Origin of the sequence: Sphingobacterium wenxiniae (assembly GCF_900116225.1) — a bacterium.
Lineage (GTDB): Bacteria > Bacteroidota > Bacteroidia > Sphingobacteriales > Sphingobacteriaceae > Sphingobacterium > Sphingobacterium wenxiniae.
Genome location: NZ_FOZZ01000001.1, coordinates 290953 through 313069 on the forward strand (window position 1 = coordinate 290953; position 22117 = coordinate 313069).

Here is a 22117-nt window from a genome sequence, read left to right on the forward strand (position 1 = left end):
TTATTGCGTTAGTTTAATTGAATGTTAACAAAAAATATAATTGAAGCCTAAGTTATCAAATTATTGGCAATAAATTGTAGATTTATTCCCGAAAAACGAAATAGACCCAAATGACATTCTGTAGAACAGCAGCATTAGACCATATAAAACAAACGACCGATTGGGACATCGTCATTATCGGCGGTGGAGCAACCGGTTTGGGCATTGCCGTGGATGCCGCTTCCCGAGGCTACAGAACATTGCTACTGGAAAAACACGATTTTGCCAAGGGTACTTCCAGCAAAAGCACAAAACTGGTACATGGCGGGGTACGCTATCTGGCGCAGGGCAATGTCAAACTGGTATACGGTGCTTTAAGAGAACGCGGTTTAATATTTCAGAATGCTCCGCACGTTTCTTTCGTCCAAAGCTTTGTTATCCCTACCTACAGCCTTTGGGACAAATGGAAATTCATCATCGGGTTAAAACTATACGATTGGATGGCCGGAAGCCTGCGCATTGGAAAATCCGTCATCCGCAACAAGCAAGAAGTGTTGAGCATGCTCCCTACACTACAGCCCAAAGGTCTGTTGGGTGGAATACAATATTTCGACGGACAGTTTGACGATGCTCGGTTGGCTATCAATCTGGCACAGACAGCCGCTGAACATGGCGCAACTTTACTCAACTATGCGGATGTTACCAACATAACCAAAAACAAACAAAGCTATGTGAGTGGACTTTCCTTCACTGACCGCACAACCCAACAATCTTACACAATTTCCGCTAAGGCAGTCATCAATGCTACGGGTGTATTTGTAGATGACATCCTAAAAATGGACAGCCCTAGCCACACCAACCTTGTGCGTCCCAGCCAAGGCACGCATATCGTTATCGACAAACATTTTTTGGGTGACAAAGATGCCTTGATGATTCCTAAAACCAGCGACGGGCGCGTTTTATTTGGTGTTCCCTGGCATGATAAAGTGCTCTTAGGTACAACCGACACACCGTTGGAACAACATCAAATCGAGCCCAAACCCTTGGAAGAAGAGATCGATTTCATATTAAAGACAGCGAGCCAATACCTCACTCAAGCTCCACAACGGAAAGATATACGCACTATATTTGCCGGATTACGCCCTCTCGCAGCTCCGACAAAGGACAAGCAAAGCACCAAGGAAATCTCGCGCGACCATAAGCTTATCCAAAGTTCATCCCGAATGATTACCATTACTGGTGGGAAATGGACAACTTACCGCAAAATGGCTGAGGAAACGGTAGATTTAGCCGTAAAAACTGCCAGGCTTCCCGAACAACCTTGTCAGACAAAGCACCTGCCTATCCACGGCGCTACATCCACACGCTATGAGGGGCATTGGCAGGTCTATGGAGACGATTATCCTCGTATTGTGGAACTCATGCAAACCCATCCTTCATCGGCAGAAAAGCTACACCCAGATTATGATTTCCGAATGGCAGAAGTGATCTGGGCTTGTCAACATGAAATGGTGGTCAAACTAGAAGATTTCCTTGCACGACGCATACGTTTTCTACTTCTTGATGCTAAAGCTTCTCTCGAAGCTGCCCCCAAAGTAGCCAAGCTGATGGCTGAGCAATTAGGCAAAGACGAGCAATGGATTGCAGCAGAGTTGAGTGATTATCAAGAATTAGTTGAAACCTATATAGTATAAAAAATTGAATCCATAAACTGTGATTATGACCAAAGAATTTATTTTAGCGTTAGACCAGGGAACAACCAGCTCTCGGGCAATCCTGTTCAATAAAAAAGGACAGATTGAAAACGTAGCACAGAAAGAATTTACACAGATATATCCGAAATCAGGTTGGGTAGAACACGATGCACAGGAAATCTGGTCATCGCAATTGGCTGTACTTACCGAAGTTATTGCAAAAGCCAAAATCAAACTGCCACAAATCAAAGGTATTGGAATTACAAACCAGCGCGAGACTACTATCGTGTGGAACAGGAAAACAGGCGAACCTATTTATAATGCTATCGTATGGCAAGACAGGCGTACGGCAGAATATTGCAAACAGCTTGCCGATAAAGGGCTTGATAAAAAGTTACAAGAAAAAACAGGACTGCTCATCGATGCTTACTTCTCCGCTTCCAAAATTAACTGGATTTTAACTCATGTCCGTGGCGCTAGAAAGTTAGCAGACAAAGGTGAGCTGGCTTTCGGAACAGTGGATTCATGGCTGGTCTATAATCTAACCAATGGTGAAAAACACATCACCGATGTTTCCAATGCATCACGCACTTTGTTATTTAATATCCACACCTTGTCTTGGGATGAAGAGCTGCTTACCCTTTTCGACATTCCGAAATCCATGTTACCGGACGTCTGCAGCAGCTCCGAAGTATATGGCGAAACCAGTACCGAATTAGGAAGCAAACCGATCCCTATTGCCGGTATCGCAGGCGATCAGCAAGCAGCTCTGTTCGGACAGCTATGCACACAAAAAGGCATGGTCAAAAACACCTACGGCACAGGTTGTTTTTTATTGATGAACATCGGCAAAAAACCAGTTATATCAACCAATAAGTTGGTCACAACAGTAGCCTGGAAAATAGGAAGTGAAGTAAATTATGCATTGGAAGGCAGTATATTTATCGGCGGTGCCGTTGTACAATGGTTACGCGATGAATTGGGCATTATCAAAAAATCCAGTGATGTGGAGCGATTGGCAACACAAGTAGATAATTCAAATGGCGTTTATCTCGTTCCAGCTTTTTCTGGATTGGGTGCTCCCCATTGGAATCCACAAGCTCGAGGTACGCTTTTGGGATTATCCCGAGGCTCAAACGATGCACACATAGCACGAGCAGCATTGGAAAGTATTGCTTATCAAACCTACGATATTTTGAAAGCCATGGAAATCGATGCCAAATCTAAAATTAAAGAATTAAGAGTTGATGGCGGAGCAACACAAAATCAATTTTTGATGCAATTCCAGGCTAATATCCTACAGACCAATGTCATTCGGCCGGCAATTACTGAAACAACAGCAATGGGTGCAGCTTTTCTTGCCGGACTTGCCGTTGGTTTTTGGAAAAACCGGGAAGAATTACAAGCGCTCTGGAAAGAGGAAAAGACTTTCATGGCTGATAAAAAGAAAAAGCACAAAGTCGAGATACAAGAGTGGAAACGCGCAACGGAGACAGTAAAATATTGGGCAAACTATCAAAACTCTTAATTATGACACCTTTTATAGCAGAACTTATAGGCACTGGTGTAATGATACTACTGGGAGGTGGCGTAGTAGCCAATGTATTATTAAAAGACACCAATGGAAACAATAGTGGCTGGATTGTAATCAGCACCGCCTGGGCTTTGGCCGTATTTGTGGGCGTAAGTATCGCAGGACCATACAGTGGCGCGCACTTAAATTGTGCGGTAACTTTGGCCAATCTTGCTTTAGGGACCATGGATTTATCCACCGCTATAAATTATATGGCGGCACAGTTTCTAGGGGCTATGCTGGGAGCTTTAGTCGTTTGGTTAGTCTATAAAGATCATTTTGACCGCACCACCGATGCAGGAGCTAAACAAGCCGTGTTCTGCACCTCCCCTGCAATAAAAAACCTACCTGTCAATTTTTTGAGCGAAGCCGTAGCTACCTTTGTCCTGATATTTACTATCCTGCATTTTACAGATGCAAAACTCGGTGAGTCAAACACAATTGATCTAGGTTCTATCGGGGCTATTCCAGTTGCCTTTTTAGTTTGGGTAATCGGGCTTTCTTTAGGCGGGACAACAGGATATGCGATTAATCCGGCTCGAGACTTAGGACCACGTATCGTGCATGCACTGCTTCCTATCCAAGCAAAGGCTGGGTTTAATCTCTCGTATGCTTGGGTTCCGGTCGTTGCTCCGATGGTGGGATCACTCTTGGCGGTCTTACTGCATACCTATATCTCTGGGTAATACGCTGTAACAAAAAAAAGACTTCCGAAGTTTTTGAAACTTCGGAAGTCTTTTTTGTATTTGCCCTTAAATCGTTCTCGTTTGCAACGAGGAGGCATTCTAATACTCGTTGCCGCATCGTCGCGCCTCAGCTATGACGAAGGCTCAAGCGAGTACAAGAGAGTGTACAATAAATTGTCATCTTGAGTCTCGCCCAAGGCGAGAAAAGACACAATTTGCTGATCTTCAAACACATTAAGTCCTTCCCGCTTGAAGCGAAACTCATTCTCATACTCATTACCACTATCGCTTAAACGAGTACGAGAGAAAGAACACTATTTAATCCTGTACCGTCCATACTAACTTATCAATGGCATAGCCCGATTGTTTCGCATAGTCTAAGTATTTCTGTTTAACTTCCTCGGGAATATTTTTATCTCGGGACAATATCCATAAGTAATCTAAGTTCTCACCGAATACCAAAGCATACCGGTAATCCTCATCAACCATAACCACATTATAACCCGAATAAAAAGGGCCGAAAAAAGAAACCTTTAATGCACCTTCATTTTCCCCACGAAGAAAACGCGCTTTACCCACACTTTGTTTATTCTTCTCCTTGACCATATCGTACCCCTGATTATTTACACGGATACTCCCGTCATCGTTTAGTGTATAAGTCGCAAGCACATTTTTCAGATTTTTCTCCCAATAGAAATCCATACGGGCAATTTCATACCACGCCCCTATATATTTTTCTTTTTCGAAATTTTCCACTACCGCAACTTCCGATCTGACTGGTTTCAATGCATTATAAAGAGCTGTACCTGCAGCCACAGCCGCTAACAATAACAATGATTTTTTCTTATCCATATTAGTAAAATAATGAAAATGAGGAAAAAGTTTTTCAATACAAGTATCTTGATTAAATCAAAAAAAATACTGTCAACAATACTAAATTAAAAGGTGAATTGTATTGTTCATAATAGAATTAAATTATAGTCGTGACGACATCAATCTTTCCTTTAGTTGCATTTGAATATGGGCAGATATGGTGCGCAAGTTCAACAAGCTTTTGTGCAGTCCTACTTTCAATACCCGGAAGGCAAACGAATAGTCTAGCTTGTAACTGATAGGCCTCGCAAGACACTCCAAGATCTACTTCCGCATCCACATAAGTATCTTCAGGAAGTACTGTCCCAAGCTTTCTAGCTGCAATAACTAAAGCACCAATATAACATGCAGACCAGCCAACTGCAAATAGCTGTTCTGGATTTGTTCCTTTTCCTGCCGATCCCGGACGAGACAATAGCACATTCAATTTTTCGTCGCTGCTCTTTCCAATTCCGTCCCTACCACCCGTTGTGTGTGTGTGCTCGCTGTGTAGATTACTTTTTCGATGTTGTTCATTGCTCATGTTGTTTAATTAATGATGAATTGTCTTCTACTTTTACTGACCCCTAATTATTTTGCTTTATTTTTTTCTTTTTGTGCCTGTTGGCATCTCATATCTCTATTACCAAAGATACTATAAAGCCCTGATACTAAGAACGACCATAATTGGCTCAATATTAAATTTGAAGATAGAATCCAACAGAAATAAAAGAATTTACACACTTTTGGTGACAGTGCCTCTGAGAACACAACAAACTCTTTCGTTGACGCAACAAACTCTTTCGCTAACACGCCAAACTCTTTCGCTAACGCACCAAACTCTTTCGCCAACACACCAAACTCTTTCGCTAACTCACCAAACTCTTTCGCCAACTCACCAAACTCTTTCGCCAACACACCAAACTCTTTCGCCAACACACCAAACTCTTTCGCTAACACGTCAAACTCTTTCGCTAACACGCCAAACCATTGTAAACCTACATCAAACAGTTTAGGCTTTACAAAGGCCTGTAATATGCCATTCATCGCTTACCACTTATAACTTATTTGGAAACTTCAGGTGTCTGTGATAGCTTTGCAAAAAGAAAGAATATTTTGTACACAAAAGAAGAAGCAAAAAAACTAAAAGAGAAGTTCTGGACCAGCTTTGGTCAATATATGTCCTTAAATTTATCGGACGAAGGCCTCAAAACCAATTGGATAAATTACAAAACGGGCATAAAGCATCTGTACTTCCGTATGGACGCGGACAACAAAACTGCTCAAATCTATATCGAAATAGCCCATACTGACGAAGGAATCCGCGAACTTATCTTTGCCCAGTTTCAGGAATACAAAGCTATATTGCATGCTGAATTGGGGGAAGAATGGGAATGGGATGCCTGCTATTACGATGCCTACGGAAAGCCAACAGCAAGGATAGGAATCGTACTTGAGGAGAAAGTTTCCGTATTAAAACAGGAGGACTGGCCAAAACTCATCAGCTTTTTCAAACCCCGAATCATGGCTTTAGACAGTTTTTGGAGCAATGCGAAATATGGCTTTGACATGTTTAAATAAGCATAGATATACTTAACTTTACCCACATGAAAACAATACTAAAACTTATACTTATCTGCTTACTAGTCTTGCAACATCAATTCGCAAATGCTTGGGGCATGACAGGTCACCGGGTCATTGCGGAAATTGCAGAAAACCATCTGAACAAAAAAGCAAAAAAGAATATCCAAAAAATCATTGGCAACCAAAAACTGGCTTACTGGTCCAACTGGGCGGACTTCATCAAATCCGATCCAGATCCTGCATTAAACCGGACAGGTTCCTCTCATTTCCTAAACACCAATGGCAATCTTTCTTTTGAAGCTTTTGTGCAGGAAATCCAAGCCAGTCCGGATTTTAACCTTTACAAATCCTACAACCGCATCAAAGAAGAAGCCAAACAGGCAGGGCTCTCACAGAAACAGCAGGAACAAAACCTATATTTCATTATCCATTTATTAGCCGATGCTCACCAGCCTATGCATGTCAGCCGTGCGGAAGATCTAGGTGGTAACAAGATTGAAGTAGATTTTTTTGGGCATAAGACTAATATACACCGTGTTTGGGACTCGGATTTGGTAGACAATGAAAAATATAGCTATACAGAATATGCTCGTGTGTTGGACATCCGTTCCCCGGCCTATTACAAGCAATTTACGGAAAGTAGTTTTGAACAATGGCTGTATGAATCCCATCAAATGGCAAATACCATTTATGATGATGTTGCTAAAAATGCCAACTTGCGGTACGAATATATCTATCAGAACAAATACCGTATGGAAGAGTGTTTATTAAAAGCAGGCCTCCGTTTAGCAAAAGAACTAAACGAGATATACGGGAGATAGTCCCGATGAGAATTTTCAGAAAAGTAGAATAGATTGTCATGGTGAGCGAAGTCGAACCACGATAATCTATTCACACATACTCGTTACCGCTATGCTCAAACGAGTACGAGAGGTGGTAATACAAACCTTCAAGGTTTCAGATTTAACTTTCCCGATGATACCGCTGCGCGATAATAGTAACCACCAGAATCTGAAACGCGTGGAAAATCATTAAGGGTAAAAAGAATAACCCTGCACTGGTAGAATTAGCAAACAAAAACTTCCCGAAGACAGAACCGTGTGTCAGTGATTTTTTTGACCCACAAAACAACGCTGTAATACGGTCTTCCCTATTGAAGCGAAAAACGTATTTTACCAAGACATAAATCAGTCCATATACCAGAAAGAATAAGACCACAACTCCTGCGAACAGTGCTAAAAGATAGTTTTGGCTTATCTTATCAAAAACACCGCCAACGAAGGATTCTGCAAAGCTGGCATAAACGATGAGTAAGATAATACTTTTATCGAATTGGCTCAATTGCTTGCTGTATCGAGTTGCCCACTTGCCCCAATAAGGTTGCAACAGCAATCCCAAAATAACCGGAATGATGATTTCCTTGATAAGTCCCCAATACACATCGCCCCACACATTGATTTCCTCAAATTCCAAAAAGAACTGCATCCACAATGGTGTAATCAACACCCCCAATAAGCCGGAAATACTTGCATTGAAAATAGCTGCCGGAATATTGCCCCGAGCAATGGATACCATGACCACAGAAGAAGAAACCGTGGAAGGCAATGCCGCCAAAAAGAAAAATGATAGCCAAAAATCATGTTGTACAGCGTTCTCAACCAAAGGATAAAACGGAAGCACAAGCTGCGGAAACAGCCCAAAAGTAGCAAATTGCACTAAGAGATGCAGTCGCCAGTTACCCAGCCCCTCCTTAATCTGCTTAAAGCTTAGCTTCAACCCATAAAAGAAAAATATCAGCGATACGCCTACGGTTGTCACCCAACCCAACACTTCGCCATCCCGCCATTGAGCGAGTTGCGGAAATACATAGGCTACACCAATAACAAGCAACAAAGCGACAATAAAGCCATCGAAATTAACTTTCTTTGAAAATGACATGCCCCAAAGATAAAAAATTCCCATTGAAACGGTATCCTTTCATCTGTTTTGACAGATAATTACCATTTTATCAAAAAATTACTGCAATAAATGCGATGCATATAATATATTTGCAGTATCATGAGTACACCATCATATTTATCAGATAGGATTAACAATTTATCCGAATCTGCGACCCTAAAAATGACAAAATTAGGGCGCGAGTTGGCTGCTAAAGGCGTCAACGTTATCAGTTTAAGTGTGGGCGAGCCCGACTTCAACACCCCTGACAACGTTAAAAATGCTGCAAAGAAGGCTCTGGATGACAACTTCACCCGCTATTCACCCGTTCCGGGATACCCAGATCTGCGTCAGGCTATCGTGGACAAGCTAAAGCGTGAAAATGGATTAGACTACGAACCTTCACAGATTGTAGTATCTACAGGAGCGAAGCAATCCTTATCTAATGTGATCCTAACCTTGATAAATCCGGGCGATGAGGTCATCATTCCGACCCCATATTGGGTTTCTTATTCGGAAATGGTTGTTCTTGCTGAAGGTAAATCAGTATTTATTAATACAGATATTGAATCTGATTTCAAGATTACGCCGGAGCAATTGGAAGCTGCCATCACACCGAAAACGAAACTATTCATGTTCTCGTCCCCTTGTAACCCAACCGGGTCTGTCTATAACAAGGAAGAATTAGCGGCATTAGCCAAAGTTTTTGAAAAACACCCACAGATTTTTATTCTTTCCGATGAGATTTATGAACATATCAACTTTGTTGATAAGCATGAATCTATTGCGCAATTTGACAGCATCAAAGACCGCGTGATTATTGTCAATGGTTTTTCCAAAGCATTCGCGATGACCGGCTGGCGATTGGGCTATATTGCTGCCAACAAAGAGATTGCTGCCGCAAACGACAAGCTACAGGGACAAACTACATCTGGAACATGCTCTATCGCACAGAGGGCTGGTATCGTAGCCTACAACGAAGGTTTGGATAGTGTGCAACAGATGAAAGAAGCTTTCCTCCGTCGCAGACAATTGGTATACGATTTATTAAATGACATCCCGGGTGTGAAAACCAACCTTCCACAAGGTGCTTTTTATTTCTTCCCGGAAATCAGTTCCTTTTTCGGTAAAAAAGACACACAAGGCAACGTCATCAAAGATTCTGCCGACTTGGCTTTATACCTATTAAACGAAGGACATATTGCTACTGTTGGAGGTGACTCTTTCGGAAACAATAATTATATCCGTCTTTCCTACGCTGCTTCGGATGAAAACCTCAAAGAGGCTTTAAGAAGAATGAAAGAGGCTTTAGGAAAATTAGCCTAACACATAAAAAAACGAAGCCAATTGGCTTCGTTTTTTTATGCTATATTTGTGCTAATAAATATAGCATTCCTTACATGAAACGTTCCGGAACAGCAGATCTTCCCTTGCATTATGGCAAAGTGCCTGCCTGGCTCTACGAGCGTATGTCAGCCTTGGGGCTTTCTATTGTAGAAGTTATATTGGCAGACTATGGTCCGGATGAGGTGCTAAGGCGGTTAGCTGACCCATTCTGGTTTCAGAGCTTGGGCTGTGTCTTAGGGATGGACTGGCATTCTTCCGGTATTACCACCTCTGTCATGGGTGCGCTAAAGCGAGCCATTAATCCCCAAGCAGCTTCTTTGGGTATCTATATCTGTGGCGGAAAAGGTAAGTTTTCAAAAGGTACGCCTACTGAGTTATTGCGCATAGCCGACCATACAGGCTTACCCGGCAACGAATTAGTGCGAGCCAGTAAATTATCAGCCAAAGTAGACAATACGTCCATACAGGACGGCTATCAGCTTTATTTGCACAACTTCATCGTATCGGACAAAGGGAATTGGACAGTCGTGCAACAAGGTATGCATGACCATAATGGAACGGCACGGCGCTATCACTGGCATTCCGCTAATATGCAGTCGTTTATCGACAATCCACATACTGGTATTGAAGGACTTTCGCAAGGTACTATTCTCAACCTTACGGATACACAAGCAGCCCCGAACCGACAGGGCATTCTGGATATTTCCCATGAAGACCCTACCAAGATATTGCAGGAATTTACGCACTTGGTTATGCCTACCCGACACGACATACGCTCTTCTGATGTAGACTTGAAACGTCTGGGGGCATTACTCTACGTGACCCGCGAAATGCCATTGGACAATTTTGAGGATCTTCTTTTGCTGAAAGGTGTTGGTCCACGTACAATGCAATCTTTGGCACTGGTCAGCGAAGTCATCCACGGTGCTCCGGCTCGTTTCCGTGATCCCGCCCGATTTGCCTTTGCTCATGGTGGAAAGGATGGTCATCCCTTCCCTGTCCCTCTCGACATTTATGACGACAGCATACAGATATTAAAAAAAGGTATTGAAAAATCAAAGATGGGCAATAGCGATAAATTGCAATCTATACATACGCTCCACGAAATTATCTTGCAGGCCGAGACACATTTTACACCGAAATTTGACGTGCAGCAAGTCATCGAACAGGAGCGCCGTGATTCCTGGAAGTACGGCGGTATGACCTGTGAAGGAAAAGCAAAGCCATACCCTCAGGACAATCAGCTATCCCTTTTTTAAGCTTCTCCCCTTCTTTTTGTTAAAGATTGTTAATACAACCCTGCGGATGTAATGTTTCGTCCATAGCGGACGTTATTATTGTACTTTTCATAGATTAGTTTATAATTGGTTAGTTAGCAGAAATCCCGGAGTTCCCCGCTCCGGGATTTTCTTTTCTAAAAAAATTACACCTCAACACAATATTCCCGAAATACCATCGTTTTAATAATACAAAGAAAGCAATAAACAGGTGATAGCCAATAGGCATCATCTTCAAAATAAACGCTTCTTTATTGAATTTTGTAAAGAATAAGCAAAGGGTTTATTCGAAAAAAGAAACAAGAGAACATAAGAAACAAGAAACGAAAAAAAAGAAAAACAGTAAAGAAGTCTGAAAGGGTTTAGAAGAGATTCTAAACCCTTTTGCTATATATAATGCCGCCATTATTTCAGCAAATTCGTAACAAAATGGATATTCTTATTTTCTGAAAGGTTCAGAATCTCTAGAACTTCGTAACTTTATGACTATACAACTTCATAACTTAAGAAATGAACAAAAACCTTATTTACCTGTTTACCTGCATGCTATTTATAGCCTTGTCTTCGAGCAGTTGCCAATCTTCCAAAGCAACATCACACAAGGAATTTCCGATGTTCTGGACTTGGTTAGATTACCGTTCTGATATAAATTTTGATTCACTGTGTCGGGAAATGAACGAGTTGGGGATTGAAGGAGTCATGCTTAACGCACCTACCCCCGAGGATTATAAAGTAGCCATTCCCATTGCAAAAAAATATAATATTCAAGTCTACGCGTGGCTATGGACTATGAATCTGGAACATGACAGAGAAAAAATATTAAAAGAACACCCCGAATGGTTCAGTGTCAACAGGTTGGGGAATAGTCTAGCGGATACAACAGCTTATGTGGGGTATTATAAATTTCTGTGTCCTATTCTTCCTGAAGTGCAGGAATATATTAAAGCAAAAGTAAAATCTTATGCGGAAATAGAAGGCCTAGATGGTATCTCCATCGATTACCATCGGTTTGTGGATGTTGTTCTTCCGACTACGCTTTGGCCAAAATACGGAATTGTTCAAGACCGTGAGTATCCAGAATGGGATTTTGGTTATCATGCCGAAATGATTAAACGTTTTCAAGAAGAACATGGTTATGATCCTCGCGAGCAGGAAGATCCATCGAAAGACACGACATGGAGACAATTTCGTTGTGACCGCATCACAGATGTAGCCAATATGATTGCTGACGTCGTTCACGAGCATGGAAAAACCATGGCTGCATCACCATTCCCAACACCAAAAATGTCTGCACGTATGGTTAGACAGGATTGGGGAAAATGGAACTTAGATATTGTTTTCCCTATGGTTTATCACCAATTTTATACAGAAGATGTCAGCTTCATTGCCGACTGTACCATTGACAATGCAAAGAACAAAAATCCAAACACCAGTTTATACTGCGGCATTATGGCCAACGACAGTACAGAAGTAATCCAAGCCATGGACGCTGCTTTAGAAAATGGTGCGCAGGGAATAGCGATATTTACCATGCGCAGCCTAAAAAGCCCGGAAATAAAACAACAATTCAAAGCTTATACCGATAAAGCGAAGGCTTTACGTAAAGAAAATGGTGGTATCTATCCTACAAAAACCACCTCAAAGATTAACAAAAACCCTTTCGAGAACCAGCATATTATGAGCCGTATCGAAAAACGTATTCAACGAGATATTCAGGCTAAGAATAAACTAAAATCCAGCCCTACATTATCCCTTTCCCCCTATGAGTTAGTAGAGGAATACGACGTAACCAAGCGCTATAAGATAGAAGATAAGAATAGTGGACAGGTTTTCCATATCACATTCTATTTCTATGGCGATCTGTTATCAGGTTGGGACGTGAAAGCTATATAATTTATCGTAGAGGGGTAAAAGAAAGTTAATTTTTGTTAACGGCACAGGACTAAACTCTATAATGGCATCGCAATTGTAACCTATATATGACAATCAAAACATAAGGTATCATTAAAAAAAGAGTTTATGAAAACAAGTATCAAAATTTTAAGCTTACTGTTTATTGCCCTATTTACTTTTGCCTCCTGTAGCAAAGATGACGATCCTTCAGATAACGATTTGTTTATCGGAAAATATGAAGGTCCGATTTCCTTTTCCAGTTCAAATGAGGGCGATACCGATGTGCCGAGGAAAGACGGTTCAGTTACAGTAACGAAAATTGGAGATAATTATACCTTCAATTTTTCCGATGGCATTCCTACATTAAGCAATATCGAAATGAAAAAGGGCGACAACAACACGCTGATTATCGGCGATGGCGCTTTAGGAACCATTACAATAACGGCCTCCACGCTGGTAATTGCGTATACAACGGATGGCCGTGCATGGACAGCCAATTGCGAACGCTAATAAAGTATGTAGATAAAGCATAGAAAAGCCAACCTTAAGAAGGTTGGCTTTTCTATGCTTTATAATCCTACCGAATGTTTATTTTTATCCTATGGATATTGCCAAAAGGTTTAACAGAATAGTCTCAATATATTTTCATCTGCAAGCTAAGTCGGTAGTTAAAGCTCAGGAACTAGCTACACGTTTTGAAGTAAGCTTGCGCACGATTTATCGGGATATTAAAGCCTTGGAGCAAGCCGGTGTCCCCATATATGGAGAAGCAGGAACGGGCTATACGCTGATGGACGGTTATCGGCTTCCTCCTACCCGCTTCTCCTCCGAAGAGATATTAAGCCTTACTGCCGCAGACAAGTTAATGAGGAAATTTGTCGATGCTGACCTGTACAAAAACTTTGATACGGCAATCAACAAGATAAAAGCACATTTACGCTATACGGATAAAGACCAGATAACCACTTTGGAAAATAATATGTGGATGAGTTCTATAGGCAATACCTTCAACGAGCAAGTTCCTTCAGCCCTTTCTACTCTCTTTGAAAGTATTGCCGAACGTAAAATAGTAAACCTAAGTTACCAAGGCAATGCATATACAGAGTGCTCTTATCGGGAAACAGAGCCTGTCGGTGTTTTTCATCAGGGGAATTATTGGTATTTTATGGCCTATTGCCACCTAAGAGACGATTATCGACAATTCCGAATTGACCGAATACAGCAAATCAAGCTAACGGATAGAAACTTCACCAAAGCACACCGTGAACTTTCTTTCTACTTACCGCAAAAGGAAGATATTTCCACCACAACAGTTCGGATTTCCGTTCCTGTATCATTTGCTCACTATATGCATTGGGACCGCCCTTATTACGGGTTTATTGAAGAAGAAGTAATAGATGGGCATGCAATTATGACATTTCATAGCCGAAATGTGGAAGAAGAATTTGCCCGTTGGTTTTTGATGTTTGCCGATAAGGCAATTATTTTAGAGCCTATGAGTTTAAAAATGCGAATAAAGGAACTTGTAGATGCTATTCGTATTCCTTAATTTTTTCATCTCTTTACTTCTTATTTACAGTCAAAAACAGTAAGTTATATAACTATAATAAACCGACTACATGATGAGATATATACAGTTTTTATGCTTTATTTTTTTGTTGACCATCACAACAACATTACGCGCGCAACAGAATCCAGTATTTCCAGGCTGGTACGCCGATCCGGAAGCGATTATTTATAATAACGAATATTGGATATTTCCGACCTATTCTGCTCCCTATAAAGAACAGATTTTATTTGACGCATTCTCATCTAAGGATCTGGTCAGCTGGACCAAACATCACCGTATATTAGATAATACTGAAGTGAAATGGGCACACATGGCAATGTGGGCGCCCAGTGTTATTGAGAAAGATGGTAAATATTATTTTTTCTTTGGAGCGAACGATGTACATGAAGGCGAAATCGGTGGAATCGGCGTAGCGGTTGCCGACCAACCACAAGGGCCATATAAAGATTTACTGGGAAAACCCCTTATCAACGAAATTGTCAATGGTGCACAACCCATAGACCAGTTTGTATTTAGGGATAAAGACGGTCAGCATTACATGTTTTATGGCGGCTGGCGACACTGTAATGTGGTAAAATTAAGTGATGATTTCAAAAGCCTTGTGCCTTTTGAAGATGGCAGTATTTACAAAGAAGTTACGCCTGAAAATTACGTAGAAGGCCCTTTCATGTTTATTCGTGATGGGAAATACTATTTCATGTGGTCAGAAGGCGGATGGACAGGCCCTGATTATAAGGTAGCCTATGCTATTTCAGATTCTCCTTTCGGTCCCTTTGAACGCATTGGCACCATCTTGGAACAAGACCCAGAAATTGCAACCGGAGCCGGTCATCATTCGGTGATTAAAATCCCAAATGAGGATAAATATTATATCGTTTACCACCGCAGACCTTTAGGGAAAACACAGGCCCATGAAAGAGAAACCTGTATCGAGCCCATGACTTTTGATGAAAAGGGTTTTATAAACCCCGTGAAAATGACCTTTGAAGGTGTGAGACATGAGTTAAAATAGCTTAATCAGCCAGCAAGAACCTTATTCTTGCTGGCTGATTAAGCTTATTCTATTACTACCTATCCCAGAAAAAAGGTGGTTCTATCCCTAGAGCCCGCAGATAAACAAATCCTTGTGCCCGGTGATGGATTTCATTATCCACGAAATAGAGCAGATTGCTATAAATAGGAAATTTGTACTCTCCAAATAGATTGTGTTCTTTATGGAAATCTTCCTCAGGAATACGGTTATAAAGTTCTATAATCTTAGGCGTATCTGCATCCCAACGAGACAGCAGGGCTTCTTTAGTACTTAAACCCAAATCGTGCACATACCCTTCCTCACTTCGTTCCACAATACCTCTCAAACCTGGCTCGGCAATGGATATCAATTCCATGACTAACTGCGCAAAAGAACGCATGCCTCCGATTGAAAATTCAAAAAGGTCCTTTTCCGGGAATTTCTCTATAGTGCGACGTGTCAACACACGGTGTCCCAACCAATGCTGCAAAAACTCCTCTTTTGTTAAAATTACTGCTGTATTCATGATAATAAATATTAAATGTTCTTAATTACTGCTGTGCACACCACAAAGGTAAAACCCGATTATGACAACAGTATGTCAACAGAAAACGTATATATTTCACTTTTTTTATTGACTCTATTTTCACCGATGGCTACCCCTCTTTTACCGAGAAAAGACATTGATTGGTCTAATCTCCATTTCGCAGGAACCCTGTTTAATCTACCTTTGAGTCAACAAAACAGAAAATAAATAATTAAAATATTTAAAACATTAAAAACACAGTATCATGAAAAAGACATTGGCAACCCTCGCAACAGCATTCGTTATGGTAGCATCATTCAGCTCATTTGCAGCAGAATCACCACGTCCTTCAAAAGAAAGTAAATCAACACACATGATTGACAACTATTTAGCTTCGTCTACTTTGGGGGACATCACTTGGAACAATGCCCTTTTTGCTGAAGATTTTGAATACCGCAATCTCAACAACAACGATCAATTCGACAAAAAGGCATACATGAAGTTCTTAAAAGAAAATAAGAATAAAAAATACAACTGCACGACGACATACAGCATTTTAGATGAAAACGCCCAGACCTGCTTGGCTAAAGCAACAATGGTTTTCGAAAATTTCACCCGTGTAGATTATATTACGCTAAATAATAGTGAAGACGGTTGGAAAGTCAGTAAAGTAGTGACGACATACCCATAGAAGCAAGGGTTATTGCTTCAAATCAAAATATCACTCGATATTTAATTGTTTAGTTTAATTGTTAAAAGCCTGTATCTCCTACAGGCTTTTTTGACGTAATATGACTAAAAAATTTGTTGTATCTGTTGTTCCCTATCATTGAATTGAAAAATCTCTCCAACTTCTTTTTCCCACAACAAACGACCTATCGGGGAGTGCGGAGAAATAACCATATAGGTATTTCCAGCTATCTCCAGCTTTCCCAAACTAATTGCAAGAAAATATGTAGCGCCTTCCGTCACAATCACAGCACCAAGAATAGCTTTCTCCTTTGGTTTAAGCTCTATTTGCTGCAGAACAATCAAATCCTTTTTAACCTGATTCAGTTGGTCCTGATAGCGACTTAAATCCTGCTGTATCATCTCCCGAGAGGTTTCATACTTATCACCGGCGCTACTTTTTGTTTCGCTTTCCAAAGATTCTTGTGCCTGTGTCATCCCTAGTTGTATTTCTTCAAAACGTGCTTGGGTACGTTTCAGACAAGATTCCTTCAGTAGCTCTTTTATATTTCCCATAGTTACTCTTTCCCTATAAAAATAAGATAGGCTGACCCAAACTTTCGTTTATAGGACAGCCTATCTGATGCAAAGATACCTGACTTCGCTATTAATTTTTCAAAGCTTCTTTTAAGTTTTTCGCTTTTCTTTCTGCGTCATTAGCAATCTCTTTGGTTTTATCTGCTGTTTTTTCAGCAGCTTTATCTAAAGCCTTGCCTGTAGAGTGCGCCGCATCTTTTGTAGCATCTACCGCAGAACCTACGCCTTTTTCCACTTTATCCCCAACATTTTTAGCGGCATCTTTTACTTTTTCCCATGCATTTTTCGTTTCATCCACAGATTTCTGAGCCGCTTCTTCTGCTTTTTTATCTCCCTTAGCAACCGCAGCTTCTAAATCTGCTTTTGCTTTGAGATAAGCTTCTTCTGCTCTTGCTACGGCATCGTCAGCTGAATGATCGTGACCTGCATGGTCATGGTTGTGACCTGCGTGATCGTCAACTACAGATGTACTATCTGTATTATTTGATGAATTAGTAGAAGCATTATTACACGAGGCCATTATCAAGGCTCCCGCAACTAAAGACAATAATCCAATTTTTTTCATGATTATAATTTTTTTAAATTGACGAGTATGATATACAATATTTATGCCAAATGAATATAATTAAGCTTTAGGATAAATAGTACCTTTTGCTGCCTCCAAGGTGTTTTTCAATAGCCCTACGATGGTCATAAGCCCTACACCTCCCGGTACAGGTGTAATCCAAGATGCTTTTTTAGCCACAGGCTCAAAATCCACATCACCATACAATTTAAAACCAGACTTAGTTTCTGTAGAATTTTCTCGGTTGATACCCACATCGATAACAATAGCACCCTCTTTAACCATATCTGCGGTAACAAAGTTTTTCTTACCGATAGCTGCCACAACCACATCACCTTGCAAAACTTCTTCCTTAAGATTTGCCGTGCGGCTATGCGTCAACGTCACCGTACAGTTCCCTGGATTACTATTACGCGCTAACAAGATACTCATTGGGGAGCCTACGATATTGCTACGTCCAACCACAACAGCTTTCTTACCGGCAATATCCAATCCATAATGCTCCAACATCAACATTATTCCATATGGTGTGGCCGGGATAAAGCAAGGAAGATTTCGTTGCATACGACCCAAATTTATGGGGTGAAAACCGTCCACATCTTTACGGTAATCTATCGCTTCAGTAATTTTATCCGGATCGATATGCTTCGGTAATGGAAGCTGCACAATCAATCCATCGATAGTAGGGTCTAGATTAATCTCATGGATTTTAGCAATAAGCTCTTCTTCTGTAATATCGACACCATAGCGGATATTCGTCGATTCGAAGCCTACCAGTTCACAGTTACGCATTTTACTGGCAACATAGGTTTCACTTCCGCCATCGTTGCCTACCAAGATAGCCACCAAATGAGGTTTACGTCCTGCAGAAGCTGTAAATTCAGCAGCTTCTTTTTTAATATCTTCCTTAATTTTCGCAGAAACTACTTTTCCGTCTAATAAGTTCATTTTTTTAGTATTGAGTATAGCGCATTGAGTATTGCCCGGTCTTTCTATTAACCAACAATACCCGGTACATTTTCAAATCTTCAAATCTTCAAATTTCCAAATTCCCTAATCCAACTTCAACACGGCCATAAACGCCGATTGTGGAATCTCCACGTTTCCAACCTGACGCATACGTTTTTTACCTTTTTTCTGTTTCTCCAAAAGTTTGCGTTTACGCGAAATATCACCACCATAACATTTTGCCGTAACATCCTTACGCAAAGCCGAAATCGTTTCACGGGCAATAATCTTAGCGCCGATAGATGCCTGTATACGAATCTCAAATTGCTGTCTTGGCAGAAGTTCTTTCAATTTTTCACAGATTTTTTTACCAAAATCATAAGCATTGCTTCGGTGAATTAACGATGATAGTGCATCCACAGGTTCATCATTCAGGCGAATATCCAATTTCACCAAGTCAGATTGACGATAACCGATCTGATGGTAATCAAAAGATGCATACCCTTTGGAAATAGTCTTCAATTTATCATAGAAGTCAAATACAATCTCCCCCATCGGCATTTCAAATACCAGTTCAACACGATCAGAAGTCAAGTAAGATTGATTGATGATCGTTCCTCGTTTTTGTATACAAAGGGACATCACTGGCCCAACAAATTCAGCTTTGGTAATGACATTGGCCTTGATATAGGGCTCTTCGATGAAATCCAACTTACTCGGATCCGGTAAATCGGAAGGGTTATGTACTACAATTTCTTCTTTATCCTTGGTTAAGAACGCACGGTAAGAAACGTTGGGAACGGTCGTGATAACCGTCATGTTAAACTCTCTTTCCAAACGTTCCTGAATAATCTCCATGTGGAGCATGCCCAAGAAACCACATCGGAAACCAAAACCTAAAGCTGCTGAGGACTCTGGCTCAAATACCAACGAAGCATCGTTCAATTGTAAGCGGTGCATGGACTCGCGAAGCTCTTCATAATCTTCGGTATCGACCGGATAAATCCCTGCAAATACCATAGGTTTTACCTCTTCAAATCCTTTGATAGCCTCCGAGCAAGGTCTTTCTTTGTGGGTGATGGTATCCCCTACTTTGACTTCCCTTGCTTCCTTGATACCCGATATGATATAACCTACATCACCCGTTTTAATCACATCTTTAGCTACCTGATTAAGTTTCAAAGTACCGACCTCATCAGCAAAATACTCTTTTCCTGTAGCCACAAACTTTACTTTATCTCCTTTACGAATTTCCCCATTTTCCACTTTGAAATAGGCCATAATCCCTCGGAAAGAATTGAACACTGAATCGAAGATCAAAGCTTGCAAAGGTGCGCCCGGATCACCTTCCGGTGATGGAATGCGGTCGATAATAGCAGACAAAATATCTGGTATTCCCATACCAGTCTTACCCGATGCAGGGATGATATCCTCACGTTTACCACCAATCAAGTCAACAATCTGGTCTTTCACTTCCTCTGGCATTGCTCCTGGCAAGTCCATTTTATTCAAGATGGGAATAATTTCCAAATCGTGTTCCAATGCCAGATATAGATTGGAAATAGTCTGCGCTTGTATACCTTGCGAAGCATCTACAATCAACAAAGCTCCTTCACAGGCAGCGATCGACCTTGACACTTCATAAGAAAAATCTACGTGTCCCGGTGTGTCGATTAAGTTTAACACATATTTTTCTCCATCTCTCGTATATTCCATCTGAATCGCATGCGACTTGATGGTGATACCACGCTCACGTTCTAAATCCATATTATCCAACAGTTGTGCTTGCGCTTCCCGCTGAGAAATGGTATTGGTATACTCCAACAACCTATCAGCCAGCGTACTCTTTCCGTGGTCAATATGTGCTATAATACAAAAATTACGTATATGCTTCATAAAGGATTTTATCCAAAATAACTAAATGGCAAATATAGTCTATTTACAATAGATTTTTACCATTATTTTTCGGAAGCGCTCGGCAGTAAACAAAAAAAAGGCCCTACATAAGTATTATGCAGGACCAACTCATAAATTAGTCAGTTAGTAGTAAACTTCTTTACAATTGTTCTCCGTGCTGGGATAAATCCAAACCAACCTCTTCCTCTGCTTCACTGACACGCAAAGGCGTAATGATATCGGTGAGTTTAAGTAAAATAAAAGCAACGACTATGATAAAAACTGAAGCTCCGATTAAGCCTATAATATGTGCGGTAAAAAGCGAAGTTTCACCAAAGAACAAACCATTGGCTTCAACAGCTTCATTAATCGATTTGTGCGCAAACACGCCGGTCAACACCATCCCCACCATACCACCTACACCATGACTTGGAAACACATCCAATGTATCATCAATGTTGGATTTTGTTCGCCAGTCAATCAGTAATCGGCTAATAATGGCTGCTACCGCACCGATTACCAAAGAATGTGGAATACTGACAAACCCCGCAGCGGGTGTAATCGCCACAAGTCCCACGACTACACCGATACAGGTTCCCATCGCAGAGGGTTTCGTTCCGCGCGCGGCGTCAAAAAGGATATACATCAATGCTGCAGCTCCTGATGCTGCGGTTGTAGTCGCCAAAGCTGTTGCAGCCAGAGCATTGGCTCCAAAAGCTGAACCCGCATTAAAGCCAAACCAACCAAACCAAAGCATCCCAGTTCCTAACAACACATAACTGATACGTGCCGGCGTATGTTCTTTAAAAGACTTCCCTTGTTTTAAATAGAAAGCAGAAACCAAGGCTGTCAAACCTGCAGACATGTGCACGACCGTACCACCGGCAAAATCCAAAACCCCCATCTGGTATAAAATCCCATCGGGATGCCAAGTAGCATGCGCCAACGGTGCGTATATAAAGATAAAAAACAGGCAGATAAACAAGATATAAGAGGTAAACCTAATTCTTTCGGCAAAAGCACCAGTTATCAAAGCCGGCGTAATAATAGCAAACTTCACCTGATACATGGCAAACAAAACAAAAGGAATCGTTGGTGCACCGCCCCACGGCTCATGATCCAAAACTCCCTTGAACATAAAAAAGGTTGTTGGATCTCCAATAAAACCACCGATGGAATTTCCAAATACTAAGCTAAACCCAAACACAATCCAAATCACAGCTACCACTGCCATACAAATAAAACTCTGCAGCATGGTAGAAATTACATTTTTCTTCTTGACCATACCGCCATAGAAATACGCCAATCCCGGCGTCATAATTAAAACCAACGCCGTTGAGGCCAGCATCCAGGCAATATCTGCGCCGTTATAATCAAAATCATTTAAATTTTTAGGCAAATTAGGATTAAACAAAGCCACAAAGACAATAATCACCATGATTAAAAATGGGAAAATTGATTTTTTCTGATAAGTTGACATATTTTTAAAATTTTACACCGCAATTATATAA

The 22117-nt window shown here is 41.0% G+C and carries 22 protein-coding genes; 12 read left to right on the forward strand and 10 right to left on the reverse strand.

What is annotated here, in order from left to right:
* Nucleotides 1-110: 110 nt before the first annotated feature.
* Genes BM375_RS01310 through BM375_RS01320 form a run of 3 tightly spaced genes read left to right on the forward strand, consistent with a single transcriptional unit; the run spans nt 111 to nt 3932 of the window.
* Nucleotides 111-1673, forward strand: coding sequence for a glycerol-3-phosphate dehydrogenase/oxidase (locus BM375_RS01310; RefSeq protein ID WP_093363352.1), 1563 nt, complete (start codon nt 111-113; stop codon nt 1671-1673).
* 25 nt (nt 1674-1698) lie between these two features.
* Nucleotides 1699-3201, forward strand: coding sequence for a glycerol kinase GlpK (gene glpK, locus BM375_RS01315; RefSeq protein ID WP_170852556.1), 1503 nt, complete (start codon nt 1699-1701; stop codon nt 3199-3201).
* A gap of 2 nt (nt 3202-3203) precedes the next feature.
* Nucleotides 3204-3932, forward strand: a complete 729-nt coding sequence (locus BM375_RS01320) for an MIP/aquaporin family protein (protein ID WP_093363353.1) — start codon at nt 3204-3206, stop codon at nt 3930-3932.
* Nucleotides 3933-4250: 318 nt separating this feature from the next.
* On the opposite strand, the gene BM375_RS01325 is transcribed toward BM375_RS01320, so the two are convergent.
* From BM375_RS01325 to BM375_RS01335, 3 genes are all read right to left on the reverse strand, one after another.
* A complete protein-coding gene (locus BM375_RS01325) occupies nt 4251-4784 on the reverse strand; it encodes a lipocalin family protein (RefSeq protein WP_093363354.1) in 534 nt (177 codons plus the stop codon).
* A gap of 118 nt (nt 4785-4902) precedes the next feature.
* The gene (locus BM375_RS01330; protein ID WP_093363355.1) at nt 4903-5328 is read right to left on the reverse strand and encodes an Ohr family peroxiredoxin; all 426 of its coding nucleotides are present in this window, start codon (nt 5326-5328) and stop codon (nt 4903-4905) included.
* 47 nt (nt 5329-5375) lie between these two features.
* Nucleotides 5376-5831: a hypothetical protein gene (locus BM375_RS01335; RefSeq protein WP_093363356.1), complete on the reverse strand. Its 456-nt coding sequence runs from the start codon at nt 5829-5831 to the stop codon at nt 5376-5378.
* A gap of 69 nt (nt 5832-5900) precedes the next feature.
* On the opposite strand from BM375_RS01335, the gene BM375_RS01340 reads away from it, so the two are divergent.
* Both BM375_RS01340 and BM375_RS01345 read left to right on the forward strand, forming a co-directional pair.
* Nucleotides 5901-6365 (forward strand): DUF4268 domain-containing protein, encoded by a 465-nt coding sequence (locus BM375_RS01340; RefSeq protein WP_093363357.1) that lies wholly within the window; start codon nt 5901-5903, stop codon nt 6363-6365.
* A 26-nt stretch (nt 6366-6391) separates the two neighbouring features.
* The gene (locus tag BM375_RS01345) at nt 6392-7189 is read left to right on the forward strand and encodes a S1/P1 nuclease (RefSeq protein ID WP_093363358.1); all 798 of its coding nucleotides are present in this window, start codon (nt 6392-6394) and stop codon (nt 7187-7189) included.
* Nucleotides 7190-7331: 142 nt separating this feature from the next.
* Here the strand turns inward: BM375_RS01345 and BM375_RS01350 are convergent, their stop codons facing one another.
* Nucleotides 7332-8306 carry a bile acid:sodium symporter family protein gene (locus tag BM375_RS01350; RefSeq protein ID WP_093363359.1) on the reverse strand — a complete coding sequence of 325 codons (975 nt, stop codon included), beginning with the start codon at nt 8304-8306 and terminating at the stop codon, nt 7332-7334.
* Nucleotides 8307-8426: 120 nt separating this feature from the next.
* On the opposite strand from BM375_RS01350, the gene BM375_RS01355 reads away from it, so the two are divergent.
* From BM375_RS01355 to BM375_RS01380, 6 genes are all read left to right on the forward strand, one after another.
* Nucleotides 8427-9632, forward strand: coding sequence for a pyridoxal phosphate-dependent aminotransferase (locus BM375_RS01355; RefSeq protein WP_170852557.1), 1206 nt, complete (start codon nt 8427-8429; stop codon nt 9630-9632).
* Between the two features lie 74 nt (nt 9633-9706).
* Nucleotides 9707-10912, forward strand: a complete 1206-nt coding sequence (locus tag BM375_RS01360; RefSeq protein ID WP_093363361.1) for a DUF763 domain-containing protein — start codon at nt 9707-9709, stop codon at nt 10910-10912.
* Between the two features lie 528 nt (nt 10913-11440).
* On the forward strand, nt 11441-12823 hold the full coding sequence (locus tag BM375_RS01365) for a family 10 glycosylhydrolase (RefSeq protein ID WP_093363362.1): 1383 nt from the start codon (nt 11441-11443) through the stop codon (nt 12821-12823).
* A 126-nt stretch (nt 12824-12949) separates the two neighbouring features.
* Nucleotides 12950-13333 carry a hypothetical protein gene (locus tag BM375_RS01370; protein WP_093363363.1) on the forward strand — a complete coding sequence of 128 codons (384 nt, stop codon included), beginning with the start codon at nt 12950-12952 and terminating at the stop codon, nt 13331-13333.
* A gap of 91 nt (nt 13334-13424) precedes the next feature.
* On the forward strand, nt 13425-14372 hold the full coding sequence (locus BM375_RS01375) for a helix-turn-helix transcriptional regulator (protein WP_093363364.1): 948 nt from the start codon (nt 13425-13427) through the stop codon (nt 14370-14372).
* Nucleotides 14373-14442: 70 nt separating this feature from the next.
* The gene (locus BM375_RS01380; RefSeq protein ID WP_212611601.1) at nt 14443-15405 is read left to right on the forward strand and encodes a glycoside hydrolase family 43 protein; all 963 of its coding nucleotides are present in this window, start codon (nt 14443-14445) and stop codon (nt 15403-15405) included.
* 55 nt (nt 15406-15460) lie between these two features.
* Here BM375_RS01380 and BM375_RS01385 read toward each other — a convergent pair whose 3' ends face one another.
* The gene (locus BM375_RS01385) at nt 15461-15931 is read right to left on the reverse strand and encodes a DinB family protein (protein WP_093363366.1); all 471 of its coding nucleotides are present in this window, start codon (nt 15929-15931) and stop codon (nt 15461-15463) included.
* A gap of 265 nt (nt 15932-16196) precedes the next feature.
* On the opposite strand from BM375_RS01385, the gene BM375_RS01390 reads away from it, so the two are divergent.
* Nucleotides 16197-16622: a nuclear transport factor 2 family protein gene (locus BM375_RS01390; protein ID WP_093363367.1), complete on the forward strand. Its 426-nt coding sequence runs from the start codon at nt 16197-16199 to the stop codon at nt 16620-16622.
* Between the two features lie 104 nt (nt 16623-16726).
* Here the strand turns inward: BM375_RS01390 and BM375_RS01395 are convergent, their stop codons facing one another.
* The 5 genes from BM375_RS01395 to BM375_RS01415 all read right to left on the reverse strand — a co-directional run bounded on the left by BM375_RS01395 (nt 16727) and on the right by BM375_RS01415 (nt 22086).
* Nucleotides 16727-17176: a hypothetical protein gene (locus tag BM375_RS01395; RefSeq protein WP_093363368.1), complete on the reverse strand. Its 450-nt coding sequence runs from the start codon at nt 17174-17176 to the stop codon at nt 16727-16729.
* Nucleotides 17177-17267: 91 nt separating this feature from the next.
* A complete protein-coding gene (locus BM375_RS01400) occupies nt 17268-17762 on the reverse strand; it encodes a hypothetical protein (RefSeq protein ID WP_093363369.1) in 495 nt (164 codons plus the stop codon).
* Nucleotides 17763-17822: 60 nt separating this feature from the next.
* On the reverse strand, nt 17823-18710 hold the full coding sequence (locus BM375_RS01405) for a bifunctional 5,10-methylenetetrahydrofolate dehydrogenase/5,10-methenyltetrahydrofolate cyclohydrolase (RefSeq protein WP_093363370.1): 888 nt from the start codon (nt 18708-18710) through the stop codon (nt 17823-17825).
* 105 nt (nt 18711-18815) lie between these two features.
* The gene (lepA, locus tag BM375_RS01410) at nt 18816-20606 is read right to left on the reverse strand and encodes a translation elongation factor 4 (RefSeq protein ID WP_093363371.1); all 1791 of its coding nucleotides are present in this window, start codon (nt 20604-20606) and stop codon (nt 18816-18818) included.
* A gap of 160 nt (nt 20607-20766) precedes the next feature.
* Nucleotides 20767-22086 (reverse strand): ammonium transporter, encoded by a 1320-nt coding sequence (locus BM375_RS01415; protein ID WP_093363372.1) that lies wholly within the window; start codon nt 22084-22086, stop codon nt 20767-20769.
* Nucleotides 22087-22117: the final 31 nt, after the last annotated feature.